Origin of the sequence: Rhizobium sp. 25PS6 (assembly GCF_032464655.1) — a bacterium.
Taxonomy (GTDB): domain Bacteria; phylum Pseudomonadota; class Alphaproteobacteria; order Rhizobiales; family Rhizobiaceae; genus Rhizobium; species Rhizobium laguerreae.
The window spans coordinates 161,128-181,369 of record NZ_JAWDIV010000004.1 but is presented as its reverse complement, the minus strand read 5'-3'; the positions used below and the strand labels follow the sequence as shown (position 1 = coordinate 181,369).

Here is a 20,242-nt window from a genome sequence, read left to right as displayed (position 1 = left end):
GTGTGAAAAGGGTCAGGCGTCGACCGATATGCCGCGATTGGCGAAGAAGCGGTCGAATACGGCAAGCGGCAGCGTCACGTCAGCCTGGCTCGCCTCGTCATGGCCGGACGGGTTGTGAAAGCGGATTGTCTCGTCGCTGGCTGCCGTCACCAGCACCAGGTGTCCGCCCTTCGAGGGCGGTTCTCGCTCCGGCCAGCGGATGCCAGAGTTCACCGAGGCGATGAAGAACCGGCGTTTCGCGAGATGCCCGGGAATGGCCGATGTCTCGACGCCGGTCATCGTCTCCGCGCTAAGTCCGAAGCGCTCGGCTGCGAAGCGGACGAAGGGCGCGTAAATCAGCCCTTTGATCGAGGCGTCGATCTCGTTGACCACATAACCGCCATAGGCGGTGCAGGCGTGGGCAAGCTCGATGGTCGGATGGATTTCACCGCGGGCGGCAAGAATCATCTTCAGGCAGGCCATGCCGCAGACATTGACCGCCCAGCGCGCATATTCCTCGATCGTCGCGGCTCCCGAATGGCGCCAGAGCGGGTCGCTGAGCAAGGCCTGCGATCCCTGGGCAAGCACCGGCAGCGTCATGCCCGGTGTTTCCCACTGGCTAAAATAGGGCACACCGTTTTGCTGCATCCTGTCGATTCCCCCGTGGCTCGTCTCTGAGATGGCGGGCAATCTGGGCTTTTTCGAGCCGATGTGGCACACCCTGATCATCTAGTCGCTGGCGCCATCCGTCCACCGCGCTATCCTGCGGTGACGCGGCGGGCGAGGCAGTCACCCGAAGATCGCGGCGGTGCTCCGATCAGCTGGTAAGAAACCTGGCGGATCTGAACGGAGCTTTTCGTGCAATACACTCTTGGCATGAGCGATCTTATCGGGCACTCTTGGCCTATGACCATGGCAACTCAAGCACCAATCGCCCGCAGAAGCGGTGCACGACTTATCACCACGGCCTCCTGATCGGAGCCGGGTCAACGCTGTCGTTTGCTTTCCGTTTATTTGCCTGAGTTACCGTCCATGGACATCACATCGTTTCCCAAGCCGTATTGTGCCTTTTCCGTTCTGCAGGCGGTACTGAGATTCCGTGCCGCAACTCCGGGCGCGTTTCGACTTAGCCGCGGCTGCCGGACGTCACCGGAGCACCGGCAGCCGTAGCTGCTCCTGAACCAAAGAACGCCTCCATTTTTCAGGACACGCCACCGCATAGCCGGCCGGCGCCAGGAGTGATGCATGCCTTATGATCCCAAGACGATCGAACCGAAGTGGCAGGCCTATTGGGCCGACCACCATACCTTCCGAGCGGAAATCGATCCGGCCAGACCGAAATTCTACGCGCTCGACATGTTTCCGTATCCTTCAGGCGCAGGCCTGCATGTCGGCCATCCCCTTGGCTACACGGCCACCGACATCATGTGCCGTTACAAACGCATGTGCGGCTTCAACGTCCTGCATCCGATGGGATGGGACAGTTTCGGCCTGCCGGCGGAGCGCCACGCGATGCGGACTGGTGTGCATCCCGATATCACGACGAAGCGCAATATCGAGACGTTTCGCGGGCAGGTGCAGAGGCTGGGCTTCTCCTATGACTGGAGCCGCGAGTTTGCCACCACCGATCCCGCCTATGTGCACTGGACGCAGTGGATCTTCCTGAAGCTGTTCGAGAAGGGCCTCGCCTATCAGGCGGAGGTCGCGGTCAACTGGTGCCCGGCCCAGAACGCCGTGCTTGCCGACGAGGAGGTCAAGGACGGGCGTTATGTCGAGACCGGCGATCCCGTCATTCGCCGCCGGATGCGCCAGTGGATGCTCCGCATCACGGCCTATGCCGATCGGCTGCTGCAGGGACTGGACGGCCTCGACTGGCCCGAAAACCTGAAAACCATGCAGCGCAACTGGATCGGACGCTCCGAGGGCGCCGAAATCCGGTTTCCGCTCGAGCACGGCAAAGAGGTCATCACCGTCTTCACGACGCGCCCCGAGACCCTGTTCGGAGCAAGCTATATCGTGCTCGCGCCGGAGCATCCTGCAGTTGCCGCCATCGTCGAGCCCGCAATGCGCGAGGCGGTGGCCGCCTATATTGCCGAGGCCGAAGAATTGGAAGAGACGGTGCGGGCCGATGCCGGGCGAGAGAAGACGGGCGTCTTCACCGGCGTCTATGCGATCAACCCTGCCAACAGAGCCCGGCTGCCGGTTTGGGTGGCCGATTACGTGCTGGCTGGTTATGGGACCGGCGCCCTGATGGCGGTGCCGGCTCATGACGCGCGCGACTACGCTTTTGCCCATACGCACGAGCTGCCGATCATTCGCGTGATCGACAGCGAGGGCGATATCGATAAGGCGGCTTATGAGGGCGAGGGGGCGATGGTCAACTCCGGCTTCCTGGATGGCCTGGGCCCGCCGGAGGCGAGATCCGCCATCATCGCCTGGCTGCAGGCGAACGGCGCGGGCTGGCCGAAGGTCACCTACCGCCTGCGCGACTGGCTGTTCTCCCGCCAGCGCTACTGGGGCGAGCCGATACCGGTGCTGCATCTGGCGGACGGCTCGGTGATGCCGCTGCCTGAAGAATGCCTGCCGCTGCTGCCGCCGGAACTCGACGATTACGCCCCGACGCCGGATGGCGAACCGCCGCTTGCCCGTGCGCAGGCCTGGGTCGAAACGATCGTGCCGGGTACCGACATTCCGGCACGGCGGGAGACTAATACGATGCCGCAATGGGCGGGCTCCTGCTGGTATTATCTCAGGTTCCTTGATCCGGAGAACGCCAGCGAACCCGTCGGGCGCGAGGCCGAGCGCTATTGGATGCCGGTCGATCTCTATGTCGGCGGTGCCGAGCATGCGGTTCTGCATCTGCTCTATGCCCGCTTCTGGCACAAGGTGCTCTACGATATCGGCGTCGTTTCGACGGAAGAGCCGTTCGAGCGGCTGTTCAACCAGGGCATGATCCTTGCCCATTCCTACCGCGATGCAGCAGGCCGGTATTACGCGCCGTCTTCCGTCGTCGAAGGGAAGGGCAGATGGTTCGCCGGGCCGGTCGAGGTGCAGCGCGCCGTCGAGAAGATGTCGAAGTCGCAGTTGAACGTCGTCAATCCCGACGTTGTCGTCGAACAGTTCGGGGCCGACGCGTTGCGGCTGTACGAGATGTTCATGGGGCCGCTGGATGCGGCAAAGCCCTGGCAGACCGCCGGCGTGATCGGCGTGCGCCGGTTTCTGGAGCGCGCCTGGCGCATCGTCTGCGACGAGCGTGACGAACTCTCGCTGGCGGTGCGGGAGGAAACTGCGAGTCCACAGCTTCTGCGCTTGCGCCACCAGACGGTGAAGGCCGTGACCTCGGATATCGAAGCAATGCGGTTCAACACCGCCATTGCCCGGCTGATGGAGCTGGCCAACGCGCTGACGGCGGAGATCGTGCGACCGCAGGAGGTCGTCGAGACGTTCGTGCTGTTGCTGTCACCTTTTGCGCCTCACATCGCGGAGGAGTTATGGGGTAAGCTCGGTCATCGGGAAACGCTGACATGGGTTTCCTGGCCGGCCTTCGACCTTGCAATGGTCGAGATGGAGACCCGCAACTACGTGGTGCAGATCAACGGCAAGGTTCGCCACCGCTTCGAAGCCGCCGCCGATCTTGGCGAGGCGCTGCTCGCAGCCGTGCGATCCGACCCTGCCGTCATAGCCTTGCTCGACGGCAGAATGGTGGTCAAGGAAATCGTGGTCCCGGGGCGATTGGTGAATTTCGTCGTCGAGGACCCGTGATACCGCAAGCCGATCGTCGGATTGAGCCCCGACGGTCGGTTCTCGCCAGCCGCGGCGGCCGGACTTCGTAAACACCCCCCACGAATCACAAACCCCCGGATTTCTCCGGGGGTCTGGCAGCAATCCGGGCCAGACAATTCGCCCGGCCTCCATGTCATTTCCCGGCGGCCTGCGCGGCGTACATGTAGCTGTCGTAGCTGTATTCGGCGACGCGGAACCATTCGAAGGATTCGTCGCGGAATTTTTTCCAGCCGGGATAGATCTTCGCCCAGGCGGGGTGCTTCTCTCCGTATTCCGCATAGAGTTCGAAGGAGGCCTTGTAGGCGGCGTCCATGACGTCGCGCGGCAGCGGGCGGAGCTTGACGCCCTTGCCGACGAGCGAGCGGATCGCCGTGGTGTTCTTGACGTCGTAGAGCGACTGCATGTTGACGTTGGCCGATTTGCAGGCGGCGTCGAGTGCGGCCTTGTAGGCATCCGGCAGGGCTTCGTACTGGGCCTTGTTGATGAAGAAGTGGATGGTCAGGCCGCCTTCCCAGTAAGCCGGGTAGTAGTAGTTCGGAGCGATCTGATAGAAGCCGAGACGTTCGTCGTCATAGGGGCCGATCCACTCTGCCGCATCGATCGTGCCGCGCTCGAGGGCGGGGTAGATGTCTCCCCCCGGCAGCTGCTGCGGGATAACGCCGAGCCTTGACATGACCTCGCCGGCAACGCCCGCGATGCGCATCTTGACGCCCTTGAGATCGGCGACGCTCTTGATTTCCTTGCGGAACCAGCCACCCATCTGGGCGCCGGTGGCGCCACCCGGAATGCCGACCACGCCATAGTCTGCGAGGAACTCGTTATAGGCCTCGTTGCCGCCGCCGTGATAGAGCCAGGCATTCTGCTGACGGCCGTTGAGGCCGAAGGGGATGGTCGAGCCGATCGCGAATGTCGGATCCTTGCCGGTGAAGTAATAGCCGCAGGTGTGCGCGATTTCGACCGTATTGGCCTTGACCGCGTCGATCGCCTGCGGACCGGGAACCAGTTCGCCGGCCTGGAAGACCTGGATCTGGAACTTGCCTTCGGTGATCTTCGACAGGGCATCGGCCATGACGACCGCGCCGCCATAGATGGTGTCGAGATTGTTGGGGAAGCCTGATGTCAGGCGCCATTTGATCGTCGGCAGTTCCTGCGCAACGGCAGGTGCTGCAAGTGCTGCGCCGGCCACCGTGGCTGCGCCGCCGATCGCGCCTTTCGTCAGAAAGTTACGTCGATTGATCGTGTTGGTCATGTCGTCCTCCTCGGGTTGATCAATGGGCTCAGGCGATCACCTGGGCATTCATTTCGTAGGTTCTGCAGGCGGTGCGCCGAAGCTCGGCGTTGGCGATCCGAAATCGGGTGCGGGCGCGTCGAATGACGGTGCGGTCGGCTCGCCGGTGGAAGGCTCGGGCGCGCCGAACGGCTGGGTAGGGGTGCCGAACGGGTTTTCTCCGCCTTGGCCTGGCATCGGCACGTTCAGCTGAATCGTCGAGGGATCGACGGTCACCTGTCCCGCCTTGTAGTGGGTGACGAGGCCGGGGAAGGCGATGACGATGGTGACCATGACCAGCTGGATCGCCAGGAAGGGCAGGGAACCCATGTAAATCTGGCCAGATGTGACCGGCTGTATCGTCGCGCCGGTGATCCGGTCCTTGTATGCGCGGCTCGGGGCGACCGATCTCAGATAGAAGAGCGAGAAGCCGAAGGGCGGATGCATGAACGAGGTCTGCATGTTGATCGCCAGCATCACGCCGAACCAGATCAGGTCGATCCCGAGCGCGTCGGCGACGGGTGCCAGCAGCGGGATGATGATGAAGGCCAGCTCGAAATAATCGAGGAAGAAGGCGAGAAAGAACACCAGCAGGTTGGCGACGATCAGGAAGCCGACCTCGCCGCCGGGGATCGACGTCATCAGGTGCTCGACCCAGACATGGCCGTTGACGCCGTAGAAGGTCAGCGAAAAGACGCGGGCGCCAAGCAGGATGAAGATCACGAAGGACGAGAGCTTGGCGGTCGCGTAGAGCGCCGACTTGATCATCGTGAGATTGAGACGACGGTTGAATGCCGCAAGCAGCAGTGCTCCAACCGCGCCCATGGCGCCGCCTTCCGTCGGCGTCGCCAGGCCGATGAAGATCGTGCCGAGAACCAGGAATATCAGGACGAGCGGCGGGACGAGGGAGGTGACGACCTTGCCGAGCAGCTTCCATCCGCGCAGGGATCGGGCTTCCGGCGGCAGTGCGGGAACGCTTGCCGGGCGAATGAACGACATGACGATGATGTAGCCGGCATAGGCGGCGACGAGCAGGAGGCCGGGAACAAGCGCGCCCTTGTACATGTCGCCGACGGACCTGCCGAGCTGGTCGGCGAGAATGATCAGCACCAGGCTCGGCGGGATGATCTGCGCCAATGTTCCGGAGGCCGCGATCGTGCCGGCGGCGACACGCCGGTCATAACCGTAGCGCAGCATGATCGGCAGCGAGATCAGGCCCATCGAGATGACGGAGGCAGCAACCACACCTGTCGTCGCCGCCAATATCGCGCCGACGAAGATCACGGCAAAGGCGAGGCCACCGCGGATCGGGCCGAAAAGCTGGCCGATCGTGTCGAGCAGGTCTTCGGCCATGCCGCTTCGCTCGAGGATTAGGCCCATGAAGGTGAAGAAGGGGATGGCGAGCAGTGTCTCGTTCGACATCTGGCCGAAGATGCGATCCGGGATCGCGCCGAAGAGGTTGATCGGCAGCAGGCCCATCTCGATGCCGATGAAGCCGAACACGAAGCCGACGAAGGCGAGCGCGAAGGCGACGGGATAGCCGAGCAGCAGCACGACGATCAGCGACAGGAACATGATCGGCGCGAGGTTTTCCGCGAAGAAGGCAAACATAGGCATGTTCCTGGATTTAGAGCGCTTGTGCTTCGGCGTCGGCCAAGGCGACGGCGTCAGGCATTGCCCCGGTGAGGATGGCGATGCGCTTGATGAGTTCGGACAGACCCTGCAGGGCAAGCAGCCCGAACCCTGCCGGGATCAGGGCCCATACCGGCCAGAGGATCAGGCCGCCGGTGTTGTTCGACACCTCGCCACTCTGGAATTTGGCGACCACGATCGGCCAGGACAGATAGATCGTCACCAGGCAGAAGGGCAGCAGGAAGAAGATCGTGCCGAAAACCTCGACCCAGAGCTGCGCGCGGCGCGGCAAATGACCGTAGACCAGATCGACCTTGACGTGTTCGCTGCCGAGCAGCGTCCAGGCGGCGGCGATGAGGAAAGCCGCCGAGAACAGATACCATTGCGCCTCGAGCCAGGCGTTCGAGCTGAGATTGAAGAGCTTGCGGGTCGTCGCGTTGACGGCGCTGATCAGCACGGCGGCGAGCAGCAGCCAGGAGACAGCCTTGCCCAAAAAGGTGTTCAACGCGTCGATCGCACGCGATAGCGTCAGTAAGCCAGACATCGAATAATCCTCCCGACGGCAGCACGAAGCGCGCCGTCCGCCAAGTGCTATCGGCGTGCGGAGATCCGAACAAGGAGCCGTTCCGGGCAAAAACCGATAGCCTACCCAGTAGTGGGTATGTCTGCCTCCGGGGAGGTGAGGCCGTTGTCGATCGCGAAACGAACGAGGCCGGCCGTCGTGGCGATGCCGAGTTTTTTCTTGATCTTCTTGCGGTGCGTCTCCGCCGTGGCTTCGGAAATGCCGAGCGATTGGGCGATGTCGCGGTTGCTCCGGCCGGCTGCGATCAGCAGCAGGACGTCATGTTCGCGGGTTGTCAGAGGCACCGGCGATGCATTCGACCGCTTTTCGAGCAAGACCTCGGAAACGCCTGACGAGAAATAGGTCTTCCCCGAAGCGACCGCCTCGATGGCGGAGACGATCTCATCGGTGGAGACGTCCTTGAGGATGTAGCCGGCGGCGCCATGAAGCACCGAGGTCGAGATATATTCCCGACTGTCGTGCATCGAAAGCATCAGGATACGCGTTCGCGGCAGGCTCTCCCTGAAGAGCTCGATGGCGTCTATCCCGCTCAGCTGCGGCATGTTTATGTCCATCAGGACGACATCGGGCCTGGTGCGCAATGCGAGCTCCAGTCCGGTTCGCGCCATGCCGGCTGTGCCGACGACCTCGATGTGATCATAGGTCTTCAACAGCGCTTCCAGCCCCTCCAGGACGAGCGGGTGGTTGTCCACCAGCAGCACCCTGATGGTTCCCGGCGCGTTCATGCAGCCTCCTTAGCCCCGTCGGGATTTGCCCCGGCGGATTTCGGAAGCATCGCAGTCAGCGTCGTTCCCTCCGATGTGGAGTTGATCAGCAGGACGCCGCCAAAATGCGCCATGCGCTCCTGCATGTTGCGCAGCCCGAGCCCGCCCGTTGGTGAAGCCTGGCTTACCGCGCCATGATCGAAGCCGAGGCCGTTATCGGCAATGATCATCCGAACGCGGCCGCGAACGGTCCAGACCCTGATCGAGCCGGCAGTGGCGCCCGAGTGCTTTTCGATATTGTGAAGCGCTTCCTGGGCGACACGGTAAAGCGCTGTCGCCGCCTCCGGCTTGAGATTGCCGCGGAAGGGCGTGGCATCAAGGGACATGTCGATGCCGGTTCTTTCGGTGAAGGCCGCAAGCAGCGCCTGGAGTGCGGCGGCAAGACCGAGGTCGTCGAGCGCGCGCGGACGAAGATCGTGGGACAGCCGGCGGACCTCCTTGATCGCTCCATTCAGGGCCTCGGCGCCCCGATCGATCGCGCCGGAGGCGTCGTCGCTTTTGCTGCGGACCTTCCTGCTTGCCAGGTCGATCGCATATCTGACGCCGACGAGATTCTGGGAGATGCCGTCATGCAGCTCCCGGGCAAGGCGGGCGCGCTCCTGCTCCTGCGTATCGATGATCCGCTTCGTCAGTTCTTTGAGCTTGCCGTCCGCCATTCGGCGCTCCCTTAGCGTCACCAGCATGCAGGCCGCAAAGACCAGAAGCACGGAGGGAACCGCGATCAGCGCCACGACCATGAAGGTCTTGCGGATATTGGCGCGAAGATCCGCCTTGGCGGCGGCGGTCTGGGCGAAGACGTCGTCGAGATAGACGCCGGTTCCGAGCATCCACTGCCACTTGTCGAGCCCGACGGCGAAAGAGAGCTTGTCCGCCATCTCGCCGGAGGAGGGTTTCTGCCATTTGTACTGATGGAGGCCGCCGCCTTCCTTGGCTTTCTCGATCAGGTTGGCGATGACGGGATCGCCGTCCGGATCGACGAGGTCGAGCCAGTTGCGGCCCGGGCGGAACGCCTGCCGGGGGTGGACGATGTTCTTGCCTTCATAGTCGTAGACGAAGAAATAGCCGTCCTTGCCGTAATCGAGCGACGTCAGTATCTCCCGCACCTTCTCCTTGGCCGCCTCGTCTTCAGGCCCGGCCGCATCATAGGTGCTCTGGATCGCCGACAATGCGAGGTTCGTCAGATTGAGCAGCTCGGTTTCCTTGGCTTTCAGCATGTTGCGCTCGAACGTGCCGATACTGCTGCCGACAAGGGTGGCCGACTGCCAGGTGATGAAAGCGGTGACGGTCAAAATCGCGATCACGAGCGGGATGACCGTCAGTGCGATGATCTGATGTCTGAGGTTCATGACGTCTCCTCCGCGCCCGTCCTGCCGCTATATGCAGCAGATTGACCTGGAACCTCAAGCGTTTTGGCATTCGGCGGCGGTGAGCCTTATCTGCCGCTGTTCGGCCAGGTCGGCTGGCTGATGCTCTGCAGCAGCTCCGGCTCGACGCCGTCGATGCGGGCGATGACGGCTTTGGCCATTTCGCGGCCGGCTTGGCGAACGTCTTCCTGGGCGGTGATGATCTCGGGGCGGATCCAGTTCAGGATCGGTACCGATTGCTTGGAGACCATGTCGAGATCGCGGCCGAGCGCCTTGCCGGCGGCTTCGATGCCGGCATTGACGGCGATCGCCGCGCTACCGGCCGAACAGACGATGCCGTCTGGGGCGTTGGCCGAGCGCATCATCACCTCGACGATGTCGCGGATGTCGGCGAGCGGTGCGTCGGTGTTGACGCGCAGCGGCACTTCCTCGGCGCCGTAATCATGCAGGCCGGTTTGGAAGCCGATGCGAATATGGGCGTAGTAGGTGAGCTTACTCGGTGGCTGCAGCAGGGCGATGCGGCGGCGGCCGCGCTTGACGAGCTTTTCCACCGCCTGATGAGCGAAGGCCTCGTTGTCGAAATCGTGGAAGGGGTGGGTGAGACCCGCATCGGTGCGCCCATGCGTGGCGAAGGGCATGCCACGCTCCGTCAGCAGCCGCACACGCGGATCATCCGGCTCGATGCGGGAGATGATGACGCCGTCCGCCGAGCCGGTATCGAGGATATAGCGAACCGGCTGCATTGGATCCTTGCTGTGGGAATGCGGCGTGATGACGATATGATAGGGCGTGCCGGACAGCACCTCGGAGATGCCGAAGACCATCTGGCTCGAGAAGCCCATGATCTCCTCGTCGATGCTGAGAACAAGGGCGATGACGTTGGTCTTGCCGGTGCGCAGGCGCACGCCCGCCCTGTTCGGCTGGTAGCCGAGCTGGCGGGCGACCATGCGCACGCGCTCCTTGGTCTCGGCCCCGATATCCGGCGCATCCTTCAGCGCGCGTGACACCGTCGTCACGCCAAGGCCGGTCATGAAGGCGATCGTCTTCAATGTCGGGCGCTCGCGCGCCGTCGGTGCCGATGCCGCCTGCCCGAAATTTCCCTTGTTTTCCATCCCTGTAAGCCTGCCTCGCGCGAATTGGTGTCGCTTATAGAGGCTTTCTCAAGCGCGCTAAGCCCGCCCACCTGCCAAAATCGCGCCTCCCTAAGGAATGCAATCTGTAACGATACAGTAGAAATGTCGAGGACTTTTTCTTGTGTGCATTGCTGGATGCCACGCATAGGTTGAATCGGTGATTTATGACCCGTTTTTCTGCAGTTGCGAAAAGGATAATAGGCGGAACGCAAACATTGTTCGGAATATATGGTTAAAATCCAATAGTTTATACCAGGAAACGCAAGCGCGATGGCGCTTGGTCGAGAATCGATTCAAGGCACGCGAATGCCAGCCTTTCAACAGGCATAAGTAGCAACTGTAGTGCTCACGGAAAAATTTGCAGGCGAGCAGTTGCGTGAAGAAATCGATTGATCTAAGTTTTTCCGGCAACGTTTCAGTGAGGGAGGAAAACTCATGAAAATCCGTCTAATGGCAGCCCTGCTTGCCACTTCGGTCGCGCTTCCGCTGGGAGCCGCCAACGCCACCGATCTTGAAGTCACCCACTGGTGGACATCTGGCGGCGAAGCTGCAGCGGTCGCCGAGCTGGCCAAGGCATTCGACGCCACCGGCAACCACTGGGTCGACGGCGCGATCGCCGGCTCCGGCGGCACTGCTCGCCCGATCATGATCAGCCGCATCACCGGCGGCGACCCGATGGGCGCGACCCAGTTCAACCATGGGCGCCAGGCCGAGGAACTCGTCCAGGCCGGCCTGATGCGCGATCTGACCGACGTGGCGACCGCCGAGAAGTGGAAGGATATCATTCGTCCGTCGAGCCTGCTCGATTCCTGCACCATCGACGGCAAGATCTACTGCGCTCCCGTCAATATCCACTCCTGGCAATGGTTGTGGCTTTCGAACGCCGCCTTCAAGAAAGCCGGCGTCGAGGTTCCGAAGAACTGGGACGAGTTCGTCGCTGCGGCTCCGGCTCTCGAAAAGGCCGGCATCATTCCGCTCGCGGTCGGCGGTCAGCCGTGGCAGGCGACAGGCGCCTTCGACGTGTTGATGGTCGCGGTTGCCGGCAAGGATACCTTCAACAAGGTCTTCAAGGACAAGGATGCGGAAGTTGCTGCCGGTCCTGAAATCGCCAAGGTGTTCAAGGCCGCCGACGATGCTCGGCGCATGGCCAAAGGCAGCAACGTCCAGGATTGGAACCAGGCCACCAACCTTGTCATCACGGGCAAGGCCGGCGGCCAGATCATGGGCGACTGGGCGCAGGGTGAATTTGCGCTGGCCGGTCAGAAGGCCGGTACCGACTACACCTGCCTGCCGGGCCTCGGCGTGAACGAGATCATCTCGACGGGTGGCGACGCCTTCTACTTCCCGCTGCTGAAGGACGAAGAAAAGTCCAAGGCGCAGGGCGTGCTTGCCAAGACTCTGCTCGATCCCAAGACCCAGGTTGCCTTCAACCTGAAGAAGGGTTCGCTGCCGGTTCGCAGCGACGTCGATCTCGCTGCCGCCAACGATTGCATGAAGAAGGGTCTCGAAATCCTTCAGAAGGGCAACGTGATCCAAGGTACCGACCAGCTGCTTTCGGCCGACAGCCAGAAGCAGAAGGAAGACCTTTTCTCCGAATTCTTCGCCAATCCGTCGATGACGCCGGAAGACGCTCAGAAGCGTTTCGCCGGGATCATCGCTTCTGCTGACTGATCAGCAGACTTGCTGCCTTGCGGTCCGGCTCCTATGGGGCCGGATCGGTCCGGACGGCCGGTGATCGTCCGGAGGGTGGCGGCGTCTCTCCGGTATCTTCAACAGGTTCGGAGATGGGGACGACAGACGGCGTCTTGCCGTTTTGTTACTGTCGCAGTTGCGATTGAGGAGAAGTGTTTATGACGGGTCAAGCGCGAGCAGGCCGGCCAAACAAGTTACTGCGCAATCTGAATGCTAAGATTGCGTCTATCCCGATGATCCTGACAGCGTTGGTGATCTTTGTCGGCGGCACGTTCTGGACGATCTTTTATTCTTTCACCAATTCCAAACTGCTTCCGCGGTTGAGCTTTGTCGGATTCGATCAGTACCAGCGCCTCTGGGCGGCACCCCGCTGGGTGACGGCGATCGAGAATCTGGCGGTCTACGGCATCCTCTCGCTGATCTTCAGCCTGGTCATCGGTTTCATGCTCGCCGCGCTGATGGACCAGAAGATCCGTTTCGAAAACACCTTCCGCACCATCTTTCTTTATCCCTTCGCGCTGTCCTTCATCGTGACGGGCCTCGTCTGGCAATGGGTTCTGAACCCTGACTTCGGCATTCAAGCGGTGGTGCGCTCTATCGGGTGGACGAGCTTCACCTTCAATCCGCTCTATACGCCTGAAATCGTCATCTACGGCATTCTGATCGCGGCGCTGTGGCAAGGAACGGGTCTCGTCATGTGCCTGATGCTTGCCGGCCTCCGCGGCATTGACGAGGACATCTGGAAAGCGGCGCGCGTGGACGGTATTCCGATGTGGAGGACCTATCTCTTCATCGTCATCCCGATGATGCGGCCGGTCTTCATCACCACGATCGTGATCATCGCCTCCGGCATCGTCAAGGTCTACGACCTCGTGGTCGCGCAGACATCGGGCGGACCGGGCATTTCCTCTGAAGTGCCGGCGAAATATGTCTACGACTACATGTTTCAGGCACAGAACCTGGGGCAGGGCTTTGCCGCCTCGACGATGATGCTGGTCACGGTCGCGATCATCATCGTTCCGTGGGCCTATCTGGAATTCGGTGGAGGGCGCAAGCGTGGCTAATATAGAAGCTCTCAACACCGTTGCTGCCGGCATCGACGCCGTTGCGCCGAAGCTTGGCGACGGCCCCAGTGGCCCGAAGCCACGCCCGGCGCTGTCGGCGCGCAACATTATGCTCTACGGTACGCTGATCGTCGCAGCGCTTTACTATCTGCTGCCGCTCTATGTGATGGTCGTGACTTCGCTGAAGGGCATGCCGGAAATTCGTCTCGGCAACATCTTCTCGCCGCCGGTAGAGATCACTTTCGAACCCTGGGTGAAGGCCTGGGCGCAGGCTTGCACCGGCCTGAACTGTGATGGTCTGTCGCGTGGGTTCTGGAACTCGGTTCGCATCACAGTGCCGTCGGTCATCATCTCGATCGCAATCGCCTCGGTGAACGGCTATGCGCTGGCCAACTGGCGCTTCAGGGGATCCGAGCTTTTCTTCTCGATCCTGATCATCGGGGCATTCATTCCCTATCAGGTGATGATCTATCCGATCGTCATCATCCTGCGCGAAATCGGCATCTACGGCACGCTGACCGGCCTCGTCATCGTCCATTCGATCTTCGGCATGCCGATCCTGACGCTGCTCTTCCGCAACTATTTCGTGTCGCTGCCGGAGGAACTGTTCAAGGCGGCGCGTGTCGACGGGGCGGGCTTCTGGCAGATCTTCCTGCGGATCATGCTGCCGATGTCGCTGCCGATCTTCGTCGTCGCGATGATCCTGCAGGTGACCGGCATCTGGAACGACTTCTTGTTCGGCGTGGTTTTCACCCGGCCGGATACCTATCCGATGACCGTGCAGCTCAACAACATCGTCAATTCCGTCCAGGGCGTGAAGGAATACAACGTCAACATGGCGGCAACGATCCTCACCGGTCTCGTGCCGCTCATCGTCTACTTCGTGTCGGGACGGCTTTTCGTCCGCGGCATCGCCGCCGGCGCAGTGAAGGGTTGATCTCATGAATATGAATGCAAGCGTCTCCATCAAGGATCTGTCCCTGAACTTCGGCTCGGTCAGCGTGCTGAAGGATCTCAATCTCGACATTAACGACGGCGAATTCCTGGTTCTGCTCGGCTCGTCCGGCTGTGGCAAGTCGACCTTGCTCAACTGCATCGCCGGCCTGCTCGACGCCTCGGAAGGGCAGATCTTCATCAAGGGCAAGAACGTCACCTGGGAAGAGCCGAAGGACCGCGGCATCGGAATGGTGTTCCAATCCTATGCGCTCTATCCGCAGATGACCGTCGAGAAGAACCTGTCCTTCGGTCTTCGCGTCGCCAAGGTGCCGCAGGCAGAGATCGACAAGCGGGTGGCGCGTGCCTCCGAAATCCTGCAGATTCAGCCGCTCCTGAAGCGCAAGCCGGCCGAGCTTTCCGGCGGCCAGCGCCAGCGCGTGGCGATCGGACGGGCACTGGTGCGCGATGTCGATGTCTTCCTGTTCGATGAGCCGCTGTCCAATCTCGACGCCAAACTCCGCTCGGAGCTGCGCGTCGAGATCAAGCGCCTGCACCAGTCGCTGAAGAACACGATGATCTACGTCACCCACGACCAGATCGAGGCGCTGACGCTTGCCGACCGCATCGCTATCATGAAGAGCGGCATCATCCAGCAGCTCGACGATCCGACGACGATCTACAACAGGCCGCGTAACCTCTTTGTCGCGGGCTTCATCGGCTCGCCGTCGATGAATTTCCTGCGCGGCGAGCTGGTCAAGTCAGGCGACGGCATTGCCTTTTCGGCCAATGGCGTCATTTTCTCGCTCGCTGCCTACGACGCTAGCGAGGCGCTGCAGCCCGGCCGCAAGGTGGTGCTCGGCGTTCGTCCGGAACACATCAAGGTCAACGAGAACACCGGCGGCGAAGAACATGACGCCACCGTCGATATCGAGGAGCCGATGGGCGCGGACAATCTTCTGTGGCTGAAACATGCCGGTCACACGATGTCGGTACGCGTCAACGGCGCGCGCCGCTTTAACGTCGGAGCCAAGGTGAAGCTCAGCTTCGACATGTCGGTCGCCTCGGTCTTCGATGCCGAAACGGAGGACAGGATTTGATTGGCCGTCGGGCCTCCCACCGCTCCTGTCCGCTCCCCTGGCTCCAGCGGAGAAGAAGGGGACCAAGGCGCTGCTACACATCTCTTCTCCCCAGCGGGGAGAAGGTGCCGGCAGGCGGTTGAGGGGGTGAGCGACGACAGGAGCGAATGCACTGAGCGTAAGCGAGGGGCAATGAAGGGTGTGCCGTGTGGCCCCCTCATCCGACCCTTCGGGCCACCTTCTCCCCGCTGGGGAGAAGAGGGGAGCAAGCCGGAACCTCAGTCATCCACCGGACCCTGACGAACGACAGCTACCGGACGACGACCATGCGCCGTCTCTTTCAAAAACGTAAATCGGAAACGATATCGTGACGCATCGATCAACTACTCCCAACATCGACCTTTCCGGTTCGTGGCAGCTCGCCTCTGTCGACGGCGAGATCCGCACAGCGATCATGCTGCCGGGCGACGTTCACACGGCGCTTCACCGGGCAGGGCTGATCCCCGATCCTTATTTCGGCCGCAACGAGGAAAAGGTGCAGTGGGTCGCCGAGCGCGAATGGGCGGTCGAGCGTAGCTTCACACTGCAGGAGGTCGAGGGCGACTGGTATCTCGATATCGACTATCTCGACACGGTTGCCAGCGTCCACGTCAACGGCTTTCTGGCGCTCGAAGCCGATAACAGCTTCCGCCGCTACCGGCCCGATGTCTCCAGCATGCTGAAGTCAGGCGATAACAGCATCCGCATCGTCTTTGCCTCCAACGTCGCCGTCGGCGCCGCGCGACAGAAGCAGCAGCCCTTCTACATTCCCTACAGCACGGGCAACTCGCCGATCCCCGACGGCAACATGCTGCGCAAGCCGCAATGCCATTTCGGCTGGGACTGGAACATCGCCATTGCCCCGCTCGGCCTCTACGGGACGATCGCACTGAAGAAGCTCGAAACTGCGCGCATCGAACATGTGGTCACCCGCCAGACCCACAATAACGATGGCTCGGTCGACCTCAAAGTGACGGCGACGCTGTTTTCCAAGGGGCCAGACATTGCTCAGGTTTATTTCGACCTCGATGGCGAACGCGTGCGCCTGGATGTCGGCGTCAATGGGGAGACCCATGTCAACCATCTCTTCCATATCGACAATCCGCGCCTCTGGTGGCCCTCCGGCAGCGGCGAGCAGGCGCTCTACAGGCTTTCCGTCGAATTGCCGACGGATGAGGTGATCAAGCAGATCGGTCTTCGCACCGTCGAACTGGTCACCACGCCGGATGCGGCCGGCAGCCGCTTCGCGTTCAAGGTCAACGGCCGCGAGATCTTCTGCCGCGGCGCCAACTGGATACCGGCCGACGCGCTGTTTTCGCTGTCTTCGCCTGAGAAGACCGAAGACCTGCTGCAATCGGCCAAAGCGGCCAACATGAACATGATCCGCGTCTGGGGCGGCGGCTTCTATGAGCAGGATCATTTCTACGATCTCTGCGACCGGCTGGGCCTGATGGTCTGGCAGGACTTCATGTTTGCCTGCAACCTCTATCCGTCGACCGAGGACTTTCTCGACAATGTGACGATCGAGGTCGATTACCAGGTGCGCCGGCTCTCCTCGCATCCCTCGATCGTGCTCTGGTGCGGCGACAACGAACTGGTCGGGGCGCTCACCTGGTTCGAGGAATCGAGGAAGGACCGCGACCGCTATCTCGTTTCCTATGATCGCCTCAACCGCACGATCGAGCAGGCAGTGAAAAAGGCGCTGCCCGGCGCGCTGTGGTGGCCGTCGAGCCCGGCTTCCGGTTATCTCGATTTCGGCGATGCCTGGCATGCGGACGGGTCCGGCGATATGCATTACTGGTCGGTTTGGCACGAGAACAAGTCGTTCGACAATTACCGCTCGGTGCGTCCACGCTTTTGCTCGGAATTCGGTTTCCAGTCCTATACGTCGCTGCCTGTGATCAAGACCTATGCCGAGGCGAAAGACATGAACGTCGCTTCCCCGGTCATGGAGCTGCACCAGAAGAATGCCGGCGGCAACGAGCGCATCGCCGGCACGATGTTCCGTTATTTCCGATTCCCCAAGGATTTTCCGAATTTCGTCTATCTCTCCCAGATCCAGCAGGGGCTGGCGATCAAGACGGCGGTGGAATACTGGCGGTCGCTCAAACCCCATTGTATGGGCACGATCTACTGGCAGCTCAACGACACTTGGCCGGTCGCCTCCTGGTCGAGCCTCGATTATGGCGGCCGCTGGAAGGCGATGCACTATCTCGTCAAGCGCTTCTTCCAGCCGGTCGCGGTCGCTGCCATTCCTTCCGACGACGAGAAGACGATCCGCTTCTCGCTGGTCAACGATACGCTTGCCGATGTCAGCGTCGACCTTTCGATATCGCTGCTGACGACGCAGGGCGAGCGCCGGCACCTGAGAGACGTACAGGCCATATGTTCGCCGGATGCGGCCGTCACAGCGACGAGCATCGACGTTTCCGATATTCCCGAGGGAACGTTGCTTGCCTGGCGTTTCACCGCATCGAACGGCACCGGCGGCGAGGGGCACCATGTCAAAGGTACCTACAAGGCGCTGGAACTGGAACCTGCGGGGCTGACAGTCACCCACGAATATGTCGAGGAGAATGGCTCCGTCGACATCAACGTCACCGCAAAGGGACTTGCGCTTTTCGTGATGATCGAAACCGAGACCGACGGCAAATATTCCGACAACGCCTTCGATCTTGCGGCCGGCGAGAGCCGCCGCATCACCTTTACCCCGGCACGACCGCTTGATCGTGGCGCGCTTCCGGAGTTCCGGTTCTACGACCTGTATTCCTGCCAGTCGGCGGATTGATCTTGCAAGAATGGGCACGAGGCCCAAGGAGAACATGATGACGAAACTCAGCTACCAGCTCTATAGCGCCCGCAACTTCCAGCCCTATTCGGCGATCTTCAAAAAGCTCGGCAAGGCTGGCTATGCCGAAGTCGAGGGCTTCGGCGGCATCTATGCCGATCTCGACGATGCCGGGCTGAAGAGCCTTCGCGCCGACCTCGACAAGAATGGCCTGGTCATGGCGACCGGCCATTTCAGCCCTGATTTTCTGGAGAAGGAAGTCGAGAAGTCGCTTGATATTGCCAAGATTCTCGGCATGGATTCGATCTATGCGCCGCATTTGGCCGCCGACCAGCGGCCCTCCGACGCCGCCGGCTGGGTCGCCTTCGGCAAGCGTCTGCAGGAGATAGCCAAGCCCTACAAGGCTGCCGGCTACGAATTCGGCTGGCACAATCATGATTTCGAATTCTTCAAGCTGCAGGACGGCTCGCGGCCGATCGAGCGCATCTTCGAAGGCGCGCCCGATATTTCCTGGGAAGCCGACATCGCCTGGGTTATCCGCGGTGGCGCCGATCCCTTCGGCTGGGTCGAGAAGCTTGGGTCCCGCATCACCGCCGTGCACGTAAAGGACATCGCGCCGGCCGGCGAAGCGAAGGACGAGGACGGCTGGGCCGATGTCGGTCACGGCAAGGTTGAGTGGGCCAGGCTGATGACGGCATTGCGCGCCACCAAGGCCAAGCACTACGTCGTCGAACACGATAACCCGAATGACATCGACCGCAATATCAGCCGCTCGATCGCATCCTTCCAGACCTACTGAGGCTTCATCATGACCAGGGAACTTGGCGTCGGCATCATCGGATGCGGCAACATCTCCACCACTTACTTTTCGCTGGCACCGCTCTTCAAGGGGCTGAAGGTGCTGGCTTGCGCCGATATCAACGTGCAGGCGGCCGAAGCGCGCGCCAAGGAATATGGCGTCAAAGCGCAGACGATCGACGAGCTTCTCGTCAATGACGAGATCGACGTCGTCGTTAACCTGACGATCCCGGATGCGCATTTCCCGGTATCGAAGGCGATCCTCGAGGCCGGAAAACACGTCTATTCCGAAAAGCCGCTGGTGCTTTCGCTCGAAGAGGGCGAGGAGCTTCGTCGCATCGCCAAGGAAAAGAACCTCGCCGTCGGCTGCGCCCCTGACACGTTCCTCGGCGGCGCCCATCAGCTCGCCCGCAAGTTCATCGACGACGGCGGCATCGGCCGGGTGACCTCGGGCGCCTGCTACGTGATGAGCCCCGGCATGGAAATGTGGCATCCGAACCCGGATTTCTTCTTCCTGCCGGGCGGCGGCCCGATCCTCGATCTCGGTCCTTATTACATCGCCAACCTGATCAACCTGATCGGTCCGGTCAAACGTGTCGGCAGCATGACCTCGATGGCGTCGCCGACCCGCACCATCACCAGCCAGCCGCGCAACGGTGAAATCATCCCGGTCAAGACGCCGACGACGATCCAGGCGCTGCTCGAATTCGTCAACGGCGCCACGGTGACGCTGACGGCGAGCTGGGACGTGTGGTCGCACCGCCATGCCAATATGGAACTCTATGGCACCGACGGCTCGCTCTACGTGCCGGATCCGAACTTCTTCGGCGGCGTAGTCGAGGCAAGCGGCCGTGACAAGGACATCAAGCCGCTCGATGCCTGGGAGCATCCGTTCGGCAAGATCAACCAGGAAAGCCCGAGCGGATCGCGCGCCAACTACCGCACCGCCGGCTTGGCCGACATGGCCATGTCGCTGATCGAGGGCCGCGATGCGCGCTGCTCGCTCGACCGCACGCTGCATGGCGTCGACGTCATGACCTCGATCCTAAAGTCGGGCGAAGAGGGCCGTTTCATCGACCTGACCACGACCTGCACGCAACCGGCCGCGCTTGGTATCGAAGAAGCGCAGGCGCTTTTGAAGTAGAGGTGAGGCTTGGTTTGGGGCTTGGCTAAAACCGGTCCCGGATCATCATCAGGGCACCACGCTAGCGTCGTCATCCTCGGGCTTGTCCCGAGGACCTACTGATGGCGCGGCAGATCCTCTGGACAAGCCCGAGGATGACGGTGTTTGAGGGCAGGGCCTGCCAGTGCCGACGCGCTCGGTCTGACATGAGGGCGGCGACG

At 61.6% G+C, this 20,242-nt stretch carries 15 protein-coding genes; 8 read left to right on the top strand and 7 right to left on the bottom strand.

Annotated features, from left to right (window positions below; all coding sequences use genetic code 11):
* Positions 1 to 12: 12 nt before the first annotated feature.
* Positions 13 to 627, bottom strand: a complete 615-nt coding sequence (locus tag RWK44_RS07510; protein WP_131642357.1) for a C39 family peptidase — start codon at positions 625 to 627, stop codon at positions 13 to 15.
* 597 nt (positions 628 to 1,224) lie between these two features.
* On the opposite strand from RWK44_RS07510, the gene leuS reads away from it, so the two are divergent.
* Complete coding sequence (gene leuS, locus RWK44_RS07505) at positions 1,225 to 3,741, top strand: leucine--tRNA ligase (RefSeq protein WP_316028619.1); 2,517 nt, start codon at positions 1,225 to 1,227, stop codon at positions 3,739 to 3,741.
* 154 nt (positions 3,742 to 3,895) lie between these two features.
* Here leuS and RWK44_RS07500 read toward each other — a convergent pair whose 3' ends face one another.
* The 6 genes from RWK44_RS07500 to RWK44_RS07475 all read right to left on the bottom strand — a co-directional run bounded on the left by RWK44_RS07500 (position 3,896) and on the right by RWK44_RS07475 (position 10,484).
* Positions 3,896 to 5,011, bottom strand: coding sequence for a TRAP transporter substrate-binding protein (locus RWK44_RS07500; RefSeq protein ID WP_025394893.1), 1,116 nt, complete (start codon positions 5,009 to 5,011; stop codon positions 3,896 to 3,898).
* A gap of 48 nt (positions 5,012 to 5,059) precedes the next feature.
* Positions 5,060 to 6,640 carry a TRAP transporter large permease gene (locus RWK44_RS07495; RefSeq protein ID WP_316028618.1) on the bottom strand — a complete coding sequence of 527 codons (1,581 nt, stop codon included), beginning with the start codon at positions 6,638 to 6,640 and terminating at the stop codon, positions 5,060 to 5,062.
* A 16-nt stretch (positions 6,641 to 6,656) separates the two neighbouring features.
* Complete coding sequence (locus RWK44_RS07490) at positions 6,657 to 7,205, bottom strand: TRAP transporter small permease subunit (protein WP_077978406.1); 549 nt, start codon at positions 7,203 to 7,205, stop codon at positions 6,657 to 6,659.
* Positions 7,206 to 7,306: 101 nt separating this feature from the next.
* Complete coding sequence (locus RWK44_RS07485) at positions 7,307 to 7,969, bottom strand: response regulator transcription factor (RefSeq protein ID WP_020050312.1); 663 nt, start codon at positions 7,967 to 7,969, stop codon at positions 7,307 to 7,309.
* Positions 7,966 to 9,354 (bottom strand): cache domain-containing protein, encoded by a 1,389-nt coding sequence (locus RWK44_RS07480; protein WP_316028617.1) that lies wholly within the window; start codon positions 9,352 to 9,354, stop codon positions 7,966 to 7,968. The genes RWK44_RS07485 and RWK44_RS07480 overlap by 4 nt, the downstream gene beginning before the upstream one ends.
* Before the next feature lie 86 nt (positions 9,355 to 9,440).
* Positions 9,441 to 10,484, bottom strand: a complete 1,044-nt coding sequence (locus tag RWK44_RS07475) for a LacI family transcriptional regulator (RefSeq protein WP_077978404.1) — start codon at positions 10,482 to 10,484, stop codon at positions 9,441 to 9,443.
* A gap of 456 nt (positions 10,485 to 10,940) precedes the next feature.
* Here RWK44_RS07475 and RWK44_RS07470 point away from each other — a divergent pair, with 456 nt between their 5' ends.
* From RWK44_RS07470 to RWK44_RS07440, 7 genes are all read left to right on the top strand, one after another.
* A complete protein-coding gene (locus RWK44_RS07470; protein ID WP_025394888.1) occupies positions 10,941 to 12,176 on the top strand; it encodes an ABC transporter substrate-binding protein in 1,236 nt (411 codons plus the stop codon).
* Positions 12,177 to 12,355: 179 nt separating this feature from the next.
* A complete protein-coding gene (locus RWK44_RS07465; RefSeq protein ID WP_012757807.1) occupies positions 12,356 to 13,261 on the top strand; it encodes a carbohydrate ABC transporter permease in 906 nt (301 codons plus the stop codon).
* The gene (locus RWK44_RS07460; protein WP_017960808.1) at positions 13,254 to 14,198 is read left to right on the top strand and encodes a carbohydrate ABC transporter permease; all 945 of its coding nucleotides are present in this window, start codon (positions 13,254 to 13,256) and stop codon (positions 14,196 to 14,198) included. Before RWK44_RS07465 ends, RWK44_RS07460 begins: the two co-directional genes overlap by 8 nt.
* A 4-nt stretch (positions 14,199 to 14,202) precedes the next feature.
* The gene (locus RWK44_RS07455) at positions 14,203 to 15,294 is read left to right on the top strand and encodes an ABC transporter ATP-binding protein (RefSeq protein ID WP_222061093.1); all 1,092 of its coding nucleotides are present in this window, start codon (positions 14,203 to 14,205) and stop codon (positions 15,292 to 15,294) included.
* A 346-nt stretch (positions 15,295 to 15,640) separates the two neighbouring features.
* Positions 15,641 to 18,100 (top strand): beta-mannosidase, encoded by a 2,460-nt coding sequence (locus tag RWK44_RS07450; RefSeq protein ID WP_316028616.1) that lies wholly within the window; start codon positions 15,641 to 15,643, stop codon positions 18,098 to 18,100.
* A gap of 37 nt (positions 18,101 to 18,137) precedes the next feature.
* Positions 18,138 to 18,899 (top strand): sugar phosphate isomerase/epimerase family protein, encoded by a 762-nt coding sequence (locus RWK44_RS07445; RefSeq protein ID WP_222061095.1) that lies wholly within the window; start codon positions 18,138 to 18,140, stop codon positions 18,897 to 18,899.
* A gap of 9 nt (positions 18,900 to 18,908) precedes the next feature.
* Complete coding sequence (locus RWK44_RS07440; RefSeq protein WP_222061096.1) at positions 18,909 to 20,042, top strand: Gfo/Idh/MocA family protein; 1,134 nt, start codon at positions 18,909 to 18,911, stop codon at positions 20,040 to 20,042.
* Positions 20,043 to 20,242: the final 200 nt, after the last annotated feature.

What these genes read in the sequence shown, in the direction of transcription:
- RWK44_RS07470 (WP_025394888.1), top strand. Translation starts at nt 10,941, where the DNA reads ATGAAAATCCGTCTAATGGCAGCCCTGCTTGCCACTTCGGTCGCGCTT.
- RWK44_RS07485 (WP_020050312.1), bottom strand. Translation starts at nt 7,969, where the DNA reads ATGAACGCGCCGGGAACCATCAGGGTGCTGCTGGTGGACAACCACCCG.
- RWK44_RS07495 (WP_316028618.1), bottom strand. Translation starts at nt 6,640, where the DNA reads ATGTTTGCCTTCTTCGCGGAAAACCTCGCGCCGATCATGTTCCTGTCG.
- RWK44_RS07475 (WP_077978404.1), bottom strand. Translation starts at nt 10,484, where the DNA reads ATGGAAAACAAGGGAAATTTCGGGCAGGCGGCATCGGCACCGACGGCG.
- RWK44_RS07490 (WP_077978406.1), bottom strand. Translation starts at nt 7,205, where the DNA reads ATGTCTGGCTTACTGACGCTATCGCGTGCGATCGACGCGTTGAACACC.
- RWK44_RS07480 (WP_316028617.1), bottom strand. Translation starts at nt 9,354, where the DNA reads ATGAACCTCAGACATCAGATCATCGCACTGACGGTCATCCCGCTCGTG.
- RWK44_RS07510 (WP_131642357.1), bottom strand. Translation starts at nt 627, where the DNA reads ATGCAGCAAAACGGTGTGCCCTATTTTAGCCAGTGGGAAACACCGGGC.
- RWK44_RS07455 (WP_222061093.1), top strand. Translation starts at nt 14,203, where the DNA reads ATGAATATGAATGCAAGCGTCTCCATCAAGGATCTGTCCCTGAACTTC.
- RWK44_RS07440 (WP_222061096.1), top strand. Translation starts at nt 18,909, where the DNA reads ATGACCAGGGAACTTGGCGTCGGCATCATCGGATGCGGCAACATCTCC.
- RWK44_RS07500 (WP_025394893.1), bottom strand. Translation starts at nt 5,011, where the DNA reads ATGACCAACACGATCAATCGACGTAACTTTCTGACGAAAGGCGCGATC.
- leuS (WP_316028619.1), top strand. Translation starts at nt 1,225, where the DNA reads ATGCCTTATGATCCCAAGACGATCGAACCGAAGTGGCAGGCCTATTGG.
- RWK44_RS07465 (WP_012757807.1), top strand. Translation starts at nt 12,356, where the DNA reads ATGACGGGTCAAGCGCGAGCAGGCCGGCCAAACAAGTTACTGCGCAAT.
- RWK44_RS07445 (WP_222061095.1), top strand. Translation starts at nt 18,138, where the DNA reads ATGACGAAACTCAGCTACCAGCTCTATAGCGCCCGCAACTTCCAGCCC.